The organism is Corynebacterium sp. Marseille-P3884 (assembly GCF_017942225.1).
Taxonomy (GTDB): Bacteria; Actinomycetota; Actinomycetes; order Mycobacteriales; family Mycobacteriaceae; genus Corynebacterium.
Window position 1 is genome coordinate 69010 of sequence record NZ_JAGKSD010000005.1, and the last position, 14143, is coordinate 83152.

At 61.5% G+C, this 14143-nt stretch carries 13 protein-coding genes; 9 read left to right on the forward strand and 4 right to left on the reverse strand.

The genetic code is table 11. The annotated features are described in order from the left end of the window. The first annotated feature begins 1 nt into the window (after window position 1). Together J5Y21_RS04230 and J5Y21_RS04235 are read left to right on the forward strand one after the other, a co-directional pair. Entirely contained in the window at window positions 2-1192 is a 1191-nt protein-coding gene (locus tag J5Y21_RS04230; protein ID WP_210573155.1) for an NAD-dependent epimerase/dehydratase family protein, read from the forward strand. A 2-nt stretch (window positions 1193-1194) separates the two neighbouring features. After that, a complete protein-coding gene (locus J5Y21_RS04235) occupies window positions 1195-2343 on the forward strand; it encodes a glycosyltransferase family 1 protein (protein ID WP_210573157.1) in 1149 nt (382 codons plus the stop codon). Here the strand turns inward: J5Y21_RS04235 and manA are convergent. The 3 genes from manA to J5Y21_RS04250 all read right to left on the reverse strand — a co-directional run bounded on the left by manA (window position 2301) and on the right by J5Y21_RS04250 (window position 6122). Next, window positions 2301-3422 carry a mannose-6-phosphate isomerase, class I gene (gene manA, locus J5Y21_RS04240; protein WP_210573159.1) on the reverse strand — a complete coding sequence of 374 codons (1122 nt, stop codon included), beginning with the start codon at window positions 3420-3422 and terminating at the stop codon, window positions 2301-2303. The genes J5Y21_RS04235 and manA overlap by 43 nt on opposite strands. Before the next feature lie 16 nt (window positions 3423-3438). Next, window positions 3439-4878 carry a glyceraldehyde-3-phosphate dehydrogenase gene (locus tag J5Y21_RS04245; RefSeq protein ID WP_210573297.1) on the reverse strand — a complete coding sequence of 480 codons (1440 nt, stop codon included), beginning with the start codon at window positions 4876-4878 and terminating at the stop codon, window positions 3439-3441. A gap of 83 nt (window positions 4879-4961) precedes the next feature. Continuing rightward, window positions 4962-6122, reverse strand: coding sequence for a 3-hydroxyisobutyryl-CoA hydrolase (locus J5Y21_RS04250; RefSeq protein ID WP_349236933.1), 1161 nt, complete (start codon window positions 6120-6122; stop codon window positions 4962-4964). Between J5Y21_RS04250 and J5Y21_RS04255 the strand changes: the two genes are divergently transcribed. Then, window positions 6004-6810, forward strand: coding sequence for an HAD family hydrolase (locus J5Y21_RS04255; protein ID WP_210573163.1), 807 nt, complete (start codon window positions 6004-6006; stop codon window positions 6808-6810). The genes J5Y21_RS04250 and J5Y21_RS04255 overlap by 119 nt on opposite strands. Before the next feature lie 163 nt (window positions 6811-6973). After that, a complete protein-coding gene (locus tag J5Y21_RS04260; RefSeq protein WP_210573164.1) occupies window positions 6974-7639 on the forward strand; it encodes a biliverdin-producing heme oxygenase in 666 nt (221 codons plus the stop codon). Here J5Y21_RS04260 and J5Y21_RS04265 read toward each other — a convergent pair. Then, window positions 7636-8091: a hypothetical protein gene (locus tag J5Y21_RS04265; protein ID WP_210573165.1), complete on the reverse strand. Its 456-nt coding sequence runs from the start codon at window positions 8089-8091 to the stop codon at window positions 7636-7638. The genes J5Y21_RS04260 and J5Y21_RS04265 overlap by 4 nt on opposite strands. A 92-nt stretch (window positions 8092-8183) precedes the next feature. Between J5Y21_RS04265 and J5Y21_RS04270 the strand changes: the two genes are divergently transcribed. From J5Y21_RS04270 to J5Y21_RS04290, 5 genes are all read left to right on the forward strand, one after another. Next, window positions 8184-10160, forward strand: a complete 1977-nt coding sequence (locus tag J5Y21_RS04270) for an HtaA domain-containing protein (protein ID WP_210573166.1) — start codon at window positions 8184-8186, stop codon at window positions 10158-10160. Between the two features lie 63 nt (window positions 10161-10223). Further along, on the forward strand, window positions 10224-11252 hold the full coding sequence (locus J5Y21_RS04275) for an ABC transporter substrate-binding protein (RefSeq protein ID WP_210573299.1): 1029 nt from the start codon (window positions 10224-10226) through the stop codon (window positions 11250-11252). Next, window positions 11252-12316 carry an iron ABC transporter permease gene (locus J5Y21_RS04280; protein WP_210573167.1) on the forward strand — a complete coding sequence of 355 codons (1065 nt, stop codon included), beginning with the start codon at window positions 11252-11254 and terminating at the stop codon, window positions 12314-12316. The genes J5Y21_RS04275 and J5Y21_RS04280 overlap by 1 nt, the downstream gene beginning before the upstream one ends. Continuing rightward, window positions 12313-13122, forward strand: coding sequence for a heme ABC transporter ATP-binding protein (locus tag J5Y21_RS04285; RefSeq protein WP_349236934.1), 810 nt, complete (start codon window positions 12313-12315; stop codon window positions 13120-13122). The genes J5Y21_RS04280 and J5Y21_RS04285 overlap by 4 nt, the downstream gene beginning before the upstream one ends. A gap of 109 nt (window positions 13123-13231) precedes the next feature. After that, window positions 13232-14095, forward strand: a complete 864-nt coding sequence (locus J5Y21_RS04290; protein WP_210573168.1) for an HtaA domain-containing protein — start codon at window positions 13232-13234, stop codon at window positions 14093-14095. Window positions 14096-14143: the final 48 nt, after the last annotated feature.

The window sequence follows — 14143 nt, forward strand, 5'->3', positions numbered from 1 at the left end:
CATGAAAATTGCGGTTCTCGGCGGCGACGGATTCTGCGGCTGGCCAGCTTCCTTGCACCTTTCAGACATCGGTCACGATGTCACCATCGTCGATAACCTTTCACGCCGACGCATTGATGAAGAGCTCGGCGCCGAATCCCTCACCCCCATCGCGTCTATCGACGAGCGCATCGCCGCCTGGAAAGAAGTCTCCGGCAAGGAGATCGCCTTCCGCAATATCGATGTCGCCCAGGACTACGAGGGCCTGAAGGACTTCATCTCCACCGAGCAGCCTGATGCGATCATTCACTTCGCGGAGCAGCGCGCCGCACCGTATTCCATGAAGAATCCGGTGACGAAGCGCTACACGGTAGATAACAACGTCAACGCCACCCACAACCTGCTCGTCGCGGTCGTCGAGTCCGGCCTGGACATCCACATCGTCCACCTGGGCACCATGGGCGTTTACGGCTACGGCACCGCTGGCATGAAGATCCCGGAGGGCTACCTGGACATCAAGGTCGACACCGGCGAAGAGCTCGTCGACCAGCAGATCCTCTACCCCACCAATCCGGGCTCGGTGTACCACCTGACCAAGGTGCTGGACCAGAACCTCTTCGCCTACTACGCCAAGAACGACGAACTGCGCATCACCGACCTGCACCAGGGCATCATCTGGGGCACGCACACCCCGCAGACGGAGCGCGACGAGCGTCTGATCAACCGCTTCGACTACGACGGCGACTACGGCACTGTGCTCAACCGCTTCCTCATGCAGGCGGCGATCGGCTACCCGCTCACCGTCCACGGCACCGGCGGCCAGACCCGCGCGTTCATCCACATCCGCGACATGGTCAAGTGCGTCCAGATCGCGCTGGAGAACCCGCCGGCAAAGGGCGACCGCGTCAAGATCTTCAACCAGATGACCGAGACGCACCGTGTGCGCGACCTGGCTGAACTGGTGGCAAGGATCTCCGGCACGGAATACGCGCTGGTTCCGAACCCGCGTAAGGAATCCGCGGAAAACGAGCTGCACGTTTCCAACGACACGTTCTTGAGCCTGGGCCTTGAGCCGACCAAGCTCGCCGAGGGCCTGCTCCAGGAGGTCGAGGACGTGGCGAAGAAGTACGCCGACCGCGCCGACCGCAGCAAGATTCCAGCGCGTTCCCTGTGGACCCGCAACCAGTCAGAGGGCGTTCCGGAGAACGCATAAGCATGCGGATCGCCATTTTCACGGAGGTCTTCCTCCCCAAGATCGACGGTGTGGTCACTCGTGTGATCCGCACCGTCGACCAGCTGGCGGAGATGGGCCACGAGGTGATGATTTTCGCCACCGGCGACACCCCGGAGACCTACGCCGGTTTCCCAGTGGTGCGCGCCCCGAGCTTCTCCTTCCACTACATCTACCCGGAGATCAAGGTGGGCCTGCCGGCGCCGACAGTGGCGAAGAAGCTCAAGGATTTCAATCCCGACGTCATTCACGCCGTCAATCCCGTCTTCTTTGCCGGCTACGGCGCTGTACTGGCAAAACTCCAGAAGAAGCCGCTGCTCGCGTCATTCCACACCGATGTGCCCGCCTACACCGAATCGCTGAAGATCGGGCTGGTGAAAAAGCCCGCCACTGCACTCATCCGCGCCTTCCATAACCGTGCGGAGATGAACCTGGTCACCTCGGACCCGATGTTGGACACTGCGAAAAGCTACGGTCTGCGGGACCTTGCTGTGTGGCCGAAGGCGGTCGACACCGTCGGCTACCGCCCGGATAACTACTCCGCTGAAATGCGTGCCACGCTCACCGACGGCAACCCGAATGCCCCTCTCCTCATTTACGTCGGCAGGATGAGCGCGGAGAAGAACCTCGCCATTCTCAACGACATCATGCCGCTTCTCCGCGAGAAAGTTCCCGGCGCCCGCCTCGCCATGGTCGGCGCGGGTCCGCAGTTGGAGCAGATGAAGAAGGATTTCGATCCCGCGTACACCGTGTTCACCGGCTACATGTCGGGCACGCCCCTCGCCCAAGCCTTCGCCTCCGCCGATGTCTTCGCCTTCCCCTCTCTGACGGAAACGCTCGGTCTCGTCGCCCTCGAATCCTTCGCGTCGGGCGTGCCCGTCGTTGGCGCACGTGCCGGGGGCATCCCGTTCGTCATTGAGGATGGGCAGACCGGCATGCTCGTCGACAAAGACGCATCGCCAGAACAATGGGCGGACGCATTCGCGGGCCTGCTTATCGACGCCCCGCGTCGCACCGCCATGTCCGCCGCCGCCCGCGCAGAAGCCGAGCGCTGGTCATGGCGCGCCGCGACGGAAAAACTCGTTGAATACTACGAAGTCTGCACCACGAAGAAGTCCGCAGACTCACACTGAACGGACACGTCACCGTCTTCTGCTGCGATGAACGCCGCCTCACCAGCAGACAGCACCAGTTCACCGAGCTCAATTTCGCCCGCCACAGGAAGAACGATCGCAGGTCCCGTCACAGAAACAGAGCCTTCCCCGTCGTAGCGGGTCACGGCGAAATCGCTCACCGGGACGGGGAACACTGAACGATTTCCCTCTACCACGGGCACAAGCACAGGATCGTCGATCGGCTCGAAGTTCACGATGCTTTCAAGCTCAGCGACATCGACATGCTTCGAGGTCAGGCCCCCGCGCAGCACATTATCCGAATTGGCCATCACCTCGACACCGAATCCGGACAGGTAGGCGTGCATATTGCCGGCAGGAAGGAATAGCGCCTCGCCGGGAGCCAACTCCACGTGGTTCAGCAGCAGCGCCGCGAGCACGCCCACATCGCCGGGAAACGCCTCGCCGATGAACACGAGGTTCCGCGCCACATCGGAGTCGAGCTGCGCGGCACGCTCCAGCACGGCCGCCACCACGGGCGCAGGATTATCCATCGCCAGCCAGCCGGAGAGTACGGAGCGCAGGCGCTTATCGACGTCCACGCTATCGTCGTTAAGCTCTGCCCTTGCGTCTTCCAGCTGCGGCACCGCGAGCTCGTCGAGCAGCGCGACCGTGTCTTCGAGCCGCTGGAAACCTGCCATCGCGCGGAACGGCGTCAGCGCGATCAGGACCTCGGGTTTGTGGTTCGCGTCTTTGTAATTCCGGTGCGCGGCGCCTCGCGGAATGCCCATGTCGTCCTCGCGGGCGAACCCTTCCTGGGCTTGCTCGATCGATGGATGCGCCTGGATCGACAGCGGGCGCGCCGCCGCAAGCAACTTCACCAGGAACGGCAGTGTTCCCTCCGCGCCCAGTGCACTCACGGGATCAGCCGCGATGACCTCATCGAGAGGTCCTTCATCCGTGGCTGACGGCGCGGACGGGTGCGCCCCGAACCACACCTCCGCCTCCGGTCCGCCTGACGGCGTGCGACCTTGCAAGGTGGCGATGCTGGTGGTGTCGCCCCAGGCGTAGTCCTGTACCTTGCCCGTGAGTTTGAGCACTATGGGATTCCCCTCTTTAGCGGATCTCCTGCGGTTCCTTGCGCGTCGGGAGAATCTTCGGGCGCACGCCGGCGATCTCCTCGACGATGCGGATCACCTGGTTGGAGTAGCCGAACTCGTTGTCGTACCAGACGTAGAGAACCAGGTGGTTGCCGGATGCGATGGTGGCCAGACCGTCCACGATGCCCGCGTGGGTGGTGCCCACGAAGTCGGTGGACACGACGTCCGGCGACTGGATGTAATCGATCTGCTGGCGCAGGCTCGAGTCGGTGGACACGCGGCGCAGGTAGTTGTTGACGTCCTCGCGGTCGACCTCGCTTTCCAGATCCAGGTTCAGCACAGCCATGGAGACATCCGGGGTGGGAACGCGGATCGCGTTACCGGTCAGCTTGCCCTCGAATTCCGGCAGCGCCTTGGACACTGCCTTGGCCGCACCAGTCTCGGTGAGAACCATGTTCAGGCCGGCAGCGCGGCCGCGGCGCGGACCCTTGTGGAAGTTATCGGCCAGGTTCTGGTCGTTGGTGTAGGAGTGGACCGTCTCCACGTGGCCGTGCTTGACGCCCCAGCGGTCGCCGACGACCTTGAGCACCGGGGTGATCGCATTCGTCGTGCACGATGCGGCGGACAGGACGCGGTCCTGCTCGGAATCGTCGATGGTGGCGTGGTTGATGCCGTAGACGATGTTCTTCACATCGCCCTTGCCCGGCGCGGTCAGCAGCGCGCGTGCCACACCCTTGGACTCGAGGTGCTTGGACAGGCCGGCGCGGTCGCGCCAACGGCCGGTGTTGTCCACGACGATCGCGTCGTTGATGCCGTACGCGGTGTAGTCAATAGCCGACGGATCGTCTGAGTAGATCATCTGGATCGGGGTGCCGTTCGCCCAGATGACCTCGTTCTCCTTGTCCACGGTGATGGTGCCGTTGAAGGCGCCGTGGACGGAATCGCGGCGAAGCAGGGACGCACGCTTGATCACGTCGTCGTCGCCCTTCTTGCGGACCACGACTGCACGCAGACGCACACCGCCGTACTGAGCTTCACGAGCGATGAGAATGCGGGCAAGCAGGCGGCCGATGCGGCCGAAGCCGTACAGGACCACATCGCGCGGGACGCGGTGGCTGTCAGCGCCGATGACCTCTGCCAGCTCTTCCTCCAGGAAGGAGCGCAGCTCGGTGCCCTCGGTGCGGGAGAAGTTCTTGGCCAACCGGCCAAGGTCGATGGAGGCGGTGCCCAGATTCATCGTGGTCAGCTCGCGCAGGATCGGCAGCGTGTCGTCCAGCGGGAGCTCACGTGCCACGACGCGGCGAGCGTAGCGGTGCGCCTTGATGATCTCGATGTCCGTCATGCCCACCAGCAGGCGGCCGTAGATGGAGGTGACCACGTTGTTCTCGCGGTGGAGCTGGCTGATCAGCGGCAGCATCTCCTGGGCGAGGTGGAGCTTGTGGTTCCAGTCGTCCATCGGGTTGTCGTGCGGGTTCGGGTTGACCGGGCTTTCAGCGTTCACGCTGCGTCCTTTCACATGTCGCGTTGCTCAAACGGCCTCTATTCTAGTACGTCGCGGTATTTTTCCGGCCCTGGCTCAGGCTCAAACGCGGCATCGTTCGTTTTGTCGACGAGAACAGCGCGAACACCCTCGTGGAAATCCGGCTCGCGCACGAGCATTTCGGCGTAGCGGCGCTCGTTATCCAAGCTTGTCGCCAGGTCGTTCGTGGAGTTCGCCAGCATCAGCTCAGCCGTTGCTACCAGCGACGACGGGGATGCTTGCTGTAACAGCGGCTCCGCAACCGCCGCCAGTTCTGGGTCGGCCGCAATGTTCTTCTTGATCTGGGACCAAGGCGCGGAAAACGCTCCGTCGATAAGCGGGTAAAGCTTTTCTAGCTCCGAGACCCCCGGTTGGCTGGCTACCTCATCGAGTGCCCCCGGCCCCTCTTCAATGATCCGTTCCGTAAGCCCGTCGAGCGAGTCCACGAGATGCGTCGCCAGGCCCGTCGCGATCATGTCGTCCGCGTTCATCCGGTAGCCGGTCAGCGCGAGAAACATGCCGAGGTCGAGTGACGGGCGTTTCGGCAGATTCTGCAGCCGGTGGCTCATGCCCACATCCGTGAAGAACCCGATATTCATCTCCGGCATCGATGCCATGACATCGTCAGTGACCACGACGTGGCTGCCGTGCGCCGACAGACCGAGCCCGCCGCCCATGACCACACCGGAGATCAGCGAAATATACGGCTTGGGGTACTCCGCGATCATCAGGTTCATCGCGTACTCGCGGGAGAAGAACTCGTCAGCCTCCTGCGCCCTTCCGCCGAGCGCGGCCTCGCGTGCGTAGCGCACGTCGCCGCCCGCACAGAAATGCTTCCCAGAGGACTTCACGACGACGCGTTCCACCCCCTCGTCATCCCTCCATTCTTCGAGCGCCTCGATGACGGGAAAGAGAATCTCCGGGTTGATGGAGTTCAATGCCTTGGGCCTGTCCAGAGTGATCACTCCGGTAGACTGCCGGACGGCAATGTGTACTGAATGTGCTGGTCCAGTGGTGCTTTCTGCCATGAAGCCAGTGTTCCACAGCGAGCAAAGGACTGCTATGACTTTTCCCCGCATCGTCGCCTTAGACATGGACGGAACCCTCGTGGATCCGCACGGCGACATTCCGGAAGAGTTTTGGCCCGTCCTTGAGGAAGCGAAAACCAAGAACATGGTCATCGCTCCCGCATCCGGGCGCCAGCTCGCCACACTGCAGGATATGTTCGCTGGCCGAGGGATCGACACCTTCATCGCCGAAAACGGCGGCGTGGTGTGGCACCGCGGCGAGATCGTCTCCACAAAGCCCATGGACGAGGCAGCTGTCGACGCTGTCCTGCGCGCCACTGCTGCTTTCGATTCCCCAATCCACCCTGTGGTCTGCACACCAGAATTCGCCTTCGTCACCGATGATGTGCCGGAAACAGCAGCACGAGAGACCGAGAAGTACTACCACTCCCAGCGCCGCGTGCCCTCCCTGCTCGAAGCGGTCCAGGCTTCCGACGCCCCCACCATCAAGGTCGCCCTATTCGTGGAAACGGACGCGGAGACCGACGGACTGCCCGTCGCCGAAACCGCCTCAGGCCAGAACATCGCGGTCTCGGGCGCGAACTGGGTCGACATCATGTCGCCGAAGACGAACAAGGGATTCGCTTTGCGCGCCCTTGCAGACACCCTCCACGTCGACATCGCCGACACCGCGGCCATCGGCGATTACCTGAACGACTACGAAATGCTTCAGACCGCCGGCACCGCTGTTGCCATGGCAAACGGCCACGACAAACTCAAGCCGATCGCGGACATCATCGCCGCATCCAATGCCGAGCACGGCGCGCTAAAAATGATCCGCGAGTGGCTCGACCAGGGTTAGTTGATTTAAGTCACACTAACGTTTCATAAATAAACGAAAGTGCTAAACCTTTCGGTTGAATTTTCCGCCCTTCTGCACTCGAAGCTTGCCTATTAGGTAAGCCTTACTGTAGTTAGGTTAGGGAACCCTAAATTGCGTCACAGACATCTACAGGAGGAACGCGGTGACCGCTGCCACCACTTCTATTTCCGAGACCCTCAAGACTCAGACCGCCGCCGCGCACACTGAGGCCGAGACCACCGCCTTCATGGCTAGCCTTGCCAAGGGGGAGCTCTCCCGCCAGGACGCAGTCAACCTCACCGCACAGTATTACTTCATCTACTCCGCCCTCGAAGAGGCCGCCCGCCGCGGCCGTGAGACTAGCGACGCCGTCGCTTCCATTGCCGACGCCCGCCTCGAGCGCGTCCCCGCCCTCGAGCAGGACCTCGCCTCCATGATCGGACCGAACTGGCGCGAAGAAATCGAGCCGCTTCCAGCCACCCGTGGTTACATTGCGAAACTCGAGAACCTCTCCCCCGAAGACGCTCCAGCCATCATCGCGCACCACTACGTCCGCTACCTCGGCGACATCGCTGGCGGCCAGGTCATCGCACGCATGCTCGCCAACCACTACGGCTTCACCGAGGAGGCACTGACGTTCTACGACTTCTCCGCCGTGGGCAAGATCCCACCGTTCCGCGCCGCCTACAAGCAAGCCCTCGACGAGCTCTCCTTCAACGAGGCCGAGCGCGCCACCCTCGTCGACCACGCCAAGCAGGCCTTCACGCTCAACAGCGCCGTCTTCGCCGACCTCGCCGGCATCAGCCCAGTTCTGGTGAAGCAGCTCTAGCGGTCCACGATGAGCAGCGCCGCCATGACAATCGCGGCGCTGACCCCCGCCGCGATCACGCCGCCGGTGAGCGCGTAACCATTCGGAAAGAAGAACAGGATCGTCCCCACAACCACCATGACGCAGAACCAGGCAACGCCCAGAACGATGCCCGCTCCGGTCCGGTTATGGTCCTCGATCCATTCGCACTCCGGGCGCTTCTCCCTCTCCGCCCGGCGGGCTTTGCGGTCCGGCATCTGGGACATGGCCACAATCACCACGAGGAGCCCCACGGCCCCTACCAGCGTGACAACCGTGTTGCCGGCGGCCCCACCGAAAGCGAGGACCGCCGTGGCCAATGTGACCGCGCCGCGTTCCCAGGCCTCAAACTTCAACCGTCTAGACGGGTCCTTCACCGGATCGTCATGCACTCGGCTGAACGTCTGGGTCACGCCGTAAGGATTCGCGTTCACAATCAACCTTTCGCTTGATCTTTAGGGAATCTAAGGTTAGCCTACCCTTGGTCAACGCACAAACTTGAAGCCCATACCCGAAAGAAAACTCCATGGTCAAGAACAAAATCGTAGCCCTTTTTGCCGCGTCCTCCATTTCGGTTCTTGGAGCCGGCACACCAGCGTTGGTATTCGGGTTCGGGCCTGCTCCGCTGGCTCAGGCACAGACCGACACCACCGCAGCCACTACCAGTCACCGGGCCGTGCATTCCGGTCAGATGAAGTGGGGCGTGAAGGAATCTTTCCGCAACTACATCACGGGGAACATCGCCAAAGGCAGCATCCGCGGCACCGCACCGCTTTCCGGTGGACAGTTCACGTTTACCGCCAAGCAGTCCAGCATGAGCGGAAAGGACACCGGTGTCATCGCGTTTGACGGTGAGGTGCAGTTCGTCGGCCACAACGACATCCTCAACCTCACCCTCAAGAACATCCGTCTAAAGGTCAAGGGAAACCAGGCACAGGTGTACGCGGACGCGTACGGGCGAGAGTTCATCGACACGAAGACAAAGGGCAACTTCAAGGACTGGAAGAACGTGCCCTTGGCCACGATGACCTTGACATCCGCACCCGACTTCACGCAAGACACCGTGCGCATCCAAAGCGCCCCCAACCAATCCGTGCTGCCCAACAATCCTCAAGCCCTCGAGGTGTTCGGTAAAACGTTCTACAAACCCGGCACACCCATGGACGGCATCGACGTCGAAGTTTCTCTCCGCGACGAATCGGGCCCCGCCCCCTCTCTCGGACTCGGGAGCGAAGGCGCAGGCGCAGGATCGGGTTCCGGGGACCGCGGCGCGACCCGCTCCAACGCAACCGAAGGTCCCGCCTATCTCCTGGGCACTGTGAACGACACCCTTGTTGAGATCAACGGCCTCATGGTGAACACCGACAATGTGCTCACCAACGCAGAAAAGCTGGCAAACCGCCGCGGCGGAAATTCTGGAACGACGGGTGCCGGCACATCAGGCGGCACCTCGCCGACACTCACAGCGTCCGAGGTATCCCCAGTCGGCGTCGCCCAGAACCAATCTAAGCTGACGGCCTCGCAGAGCACCAGCAACGCCCCTGTCGGCGGCGGCACCGCGGCGGCGACTCCGCGGAACTCCACAGTCAACTCTGGCTCTGGCGGTGCCGCAGCTGCTCCGGCTACCGCAGGCGGCGGGTCCGGCGCAGTCTGCGCTGACAATGGATCCCGCGGCGTGCAGAACGCTCAAGCTGCCTGGGGTGTGCGACAGTCTTTCCGGAACTACATTCGCGGCACCATTGCCAAGGGCAATTGGCAGCTGTCCAAGGTTAGCGATTCAAACGGCACCTTCCAGTGGTCCGGAAACCAAGGTGCCGTGAACGTGCAGAACAAATCTGGTTCGATTCTCTTCCCGGGGGCGACTCGTTTTACCGGACACGATGGAATCCTCGACACACGATTCTCCAACTTGGAAATCCAATTCTCCGGGAATTCCGGGAAACTCATTGTCAACGCCACGTCCAACGACACAGAGGGCAACCCCCATGATTACGGCCGCGTTGCCTTGGCGGACTTGGCATTCAGCGATTTGAACGTGTCCGAGGGCTCGGCATCAGGTACCGCGACCGCAACACTCACCGCGGTCGGCGCTGAAGCTTTCGCCCATTTCTACCCAGTCGGCGATGCCCTCGATCCGATCTCTTTCACTGCCACCCTCGGCGGCAAGTCCAACTGCGCTCAAGGCCAAGGCGACTCTGTTTCGGTATCCGCAACCGGCCAAGGAGGCTCAGCCGATCAGGCTGCGGCGCTACGAAGTGGAAGCGGCACCAACGGCACGGCAGGCACTCTGGACTCCGATACAGCGGACAGCGTCTTCAACGAGGTTGAGGGCGTGGATAGCGTGAGCGAGTCCAAGGGCACCGGAGAGAGCCAGTTCCAAATCAAGAACTCCAAAGAGGATGGGTTCACGTGGGACGACTCGGCCATCGCCCAGATGCTGACCATCCTCGCTTCCTTCGTGACCGCGGGTGGTGTACTCACCCACTTTGTCACTCGAAACTAGACTTTTGGCCGAAAAATCCAAAGAAAGATCCTCCCAGTGAAGAGAACCCTCCTCGGCGCCTCCATGGCCGCCACCCTCGTGTTCGCTACCGGATGCGCCTCGTGGGACAACCCCACCCAGTCGCAGACGCAAGATCTCGCAGACTCACTGCAGGCGGGGCAGGACCCGCACGCGAAATCTGGTGTTGCGGAGGTTAGCAACCTCGGCGAAGTCGAGCCCGTCACTTCCGCCCCGAAGCCAGCTCTGCCCGTCGAGCTGACGGATGCGGACGGCCACGATGTTGTCGTCGAAGACACTTCCCGCATTCTCGCGCTCGATCTGTACGGCACATACTCGAAGACTTTGCGGGGTCTGGGATTCACCGACAATATCGTCGGCCGCACGGTCAGTTCCACCGAAGAGTCGCTCAGTCAAGTACCGGTGGTTACTGAAGGCGGCCACACCCTCAACCCTGAAGCAGTGCTCAACCTGAAGCCAACGCTTGTCATCGTCGACCACTCGATCGGCCCACAGGAAGCCATTGACCAGATCCGCGCAGCAGGCGTGACCACTGTCGTCATGCAACCGAAGCGCCAGTTAGACTCCATCGGGCAGGACATCCGCGATCTCGCAGCTGTAATGGGAGTACCCAGCATCGGCGAACAACTCGCTGAGCGCACAGAAAAAGAGCTCGAAGAGGCAAAGGCCGCCATCGCTGAAGTTCTTCCGGCCGAGCCGCTGCGCATGTCTTTCCTTTATGCACGAGGAACGGGTGGTGTGTTCTACCTACTCGGGAACGAGAACCACACGCAGGACTTGATTTCGGCCCTTGGCGGGGTGGACGTGAACACGGAAAACGGTATCGGCGCACCTTCTCCAGCCAGCCCAGAGGCGCTCGCGCAGGTCAATCCAGAATTGTTCGTCATGATGTCCGGCGGCCTCGAATCGGCCGGTGAGATCGAAGGTCTTCTCCAGCGCCCCGGTGTCGCGCAAACTCAGGCCGGACAGAACAAGCGAGTCCTCACACTTCCCGACGGCGACTCCCTCGCTTACGGGCCGCAGACTCCTGAACTGCTACTGCGCGCTGCGCATGCACTTTACGGTGAGGGGTAATGGGAGGCAGCACAATCGTTGAAAAGCGTGCGAACGATACATTTCATAAACGGGAAACGCGCCGCATCGCGATCTATGTCATCACCACTGCGCTGCTCGCTGTGACGAGTACTGCATCCGTAATCGTCGGGCAATACGACCTGTCTGTGCGCGAGCTCTGGCCGATTCTGATCGCTGGGCCGATGAATGCGACCGATCTCGACTCTTCGGTGATCTGGCAGATCCGTCTCCCCCGTCTCGCCCTCGGGCTCTTCGTCGGCGCGGCGCTCGGTTTAGCCGGAGCACTCATGCAAGCGGTGTTTTCCAACCCCTTGGCTGAGCCATCAATCATCGGCGTAACCAGTGGCGCAGGCGTAGGCGCAGCCGTCGCGATCGTCTTCGGTGGCGGTCTTTTCGGCACGTGGGCCGTGCCGCTTTTCGCATTCATCGCTGGTGTCCTCACCACCGCGGTTGTTTACCAGCTCGCCCGCATGGACGGGAAGGTTCAAGTGATCAACCTCGTTCTGGTGGGCATCGCCGCCAACGCAATTGCTGGCGCGGCAATTTCAATGCTCGTGTTCCTCGCGCCCACAACCGCACGCGAGCAGATCATCTTCTGGCAGATGGGCACTCTCGCGGGCGCGAACTGGGAGCACACAGGCATCGTCGCCATTATTGTGACCATAACGGCGGTGCTTGCGGTCATGCTCGGCCGAAAACTCGATTTGCTTGCACTCGGTGACACGGCGGCCGCACACGTTGGTTTGAACGTGCCACGGTTGCGGATTGCGGCACTCTTCTTATCCACACTGCTCACCGCAGCCGCCGTCTCCTTCGCCGGCCTCATCGCTTTCGTGGGTTTGATCATCCCCCACATCATCCGCACCATAGCCGGCCCCTCCAACCGCTTCCTTCTGCCAGCTTCAGCCCTTGGCGGTGCGCTACTGATCGCAGGTTCAGACATCCTTTCCCGCACGCTCATCCCCTTCGCGGATTTGCCTATCGGCATCTTCACCGCTCTCATTGGCGGGCCCACGTTCTTCTTCCTACTACGCCAGATGATCCGGAAACGGAGAGCATTGTGACAGTAACTGCATCCGGCATCAATGTTGCCCGCAGTGGCACCAGCATCCTGGAGGATGTCTCAATCGAAGCCCCCGCCGGGAAAATTACCGCGGTCATCGGCCCCAACGGAGCAGGCAAGTCCACTCTCTTATCTGCGATCGCGGGCGATGAGCAACCGGCGTCAGGCACTGTTTCCCTAGGCGGTGTCGACGTTTTCAACGCGACCAAGCTCGAACTCGCCCAGACCCGTTCCGTCATGTTGCAGGACATTTCGGTCGCCTTTTCATTTCTCGTGCGCGACGTCGTAGAGATGGGCCGCACTCCATGGACAAAGCAGTCCACCCGCGAACACGACCGAGTTGTGGTCGACGCGGCTCTCAATGTCGCCGGTGTGGCGCATCTGCAAGACCGAGATGTGACCACCTTGTCCGGCGGTGAACGCGCCCGTGTCGCTTTCGCACGGATCCTCGCTCAGCAAACACCGATTGTCTTCCTCGACGAGCCCACCGCAGCGATGGACATACGCTTCCAGCAGCGCACCCTCGGCACGGTGCGTCAACTAGCCCAGGCTGGCCGCACCGTCGTCGTCGTCCTCCATGACCTACAAGCCGCCGCCGCGTACTGCGACCACTTCGTGTGCTTGAGCCACGGCACAGTTTCCGCCGCCGGAAACCTAGACGAGGTCTACACCGACGAGGTGCTCTCTCGAGTTTACGACTGGCCCATCCACGTCGAACGCACGGAACGCGGCGTTTACGTCCGGCCGGAGAAGGAGGAGCGTATCGACGCCGACACCTCGACGCTCTTCGACATCAAATGGCAGTGAATCCCTTTGTGCTCCTCCCCCAAAAGGTGTAATCAACAACCAAAGGTTGCTTAGGTTAGGCAATCCTTAGTATGCTTTCGTGAACCCCAAGAATACCGAAAGGATCTTCATGAGCTTCTCCAAATCTCTGGCAACTGCCACCACCGCGGCAGTCGCCGCAACTGCATTGATCATCCCCTCCGCTGCTGCACAGACTGTTCCAGCTGTCGAATCCGGCACCATGGACTGGAAGCTCAAAGAGAGCTTCCTAAGCTACATCGCGAAGCCCTTTGCGAAGGGCGAAATCCACGTGAAGAATGGTGCCAAGAAGGTTCCCGCTGAAGGCAAGACTGAGAGTTTCAACCTTCCGGTGGACGCAGCGAAGACAACGCTCGATGCCCAAGGCAACGGTACAATCGCTCTCGACGGCGCCATCCAGTTCCTTGCACACCCGGGGCTCGGCGAGAACGGCGGCTGGGGCTTGGACCTGACCTACAATGACTTGAAAGTGAAGGTGACCGGCACCAAGGCTGAGTTCATCGCAGACTACAAGCTCTTCGGCAGTCTTCCGGGCTCTGGCGCACCAAGTAAACCGACGGGCGATGACGTTGTCATTGCGGAATACGAACTGCCTCAGGCAGTGACTCCAGAGGAGAACTCAACCGTCAAGGTGACTTCCAAGGAAGGCCGCTTGAAGCAGGGTGGTTACGATTCGCTCCTAGCATACAGCGAGGACTACAAACCGGAAGCCAACCCGTTCACGATCGAGCTTAAATTCAAGGCTCCGAAACCCCCGAAGACTGAGGAAAACCCGGGCAAGGAAAACCCGGGCAAGGAAAACCCGGGCAAGGAAGACCCGGGCAAGGAAGACCCTAAGGAAGGATCGAGCCTGAGCACCGGAGGCCTCATCGGCATCGTCGGTGCGATCCTCGCCCTGCTCGGTGGTATCGGCGCTTTTGTCGGCCCGAAGCTGTTCCCGCAGTTCTTCCGCTAAACCGTCAACCTTCCAACCCGAGTAAACCCCCGTTCGGCGAATCCGCCG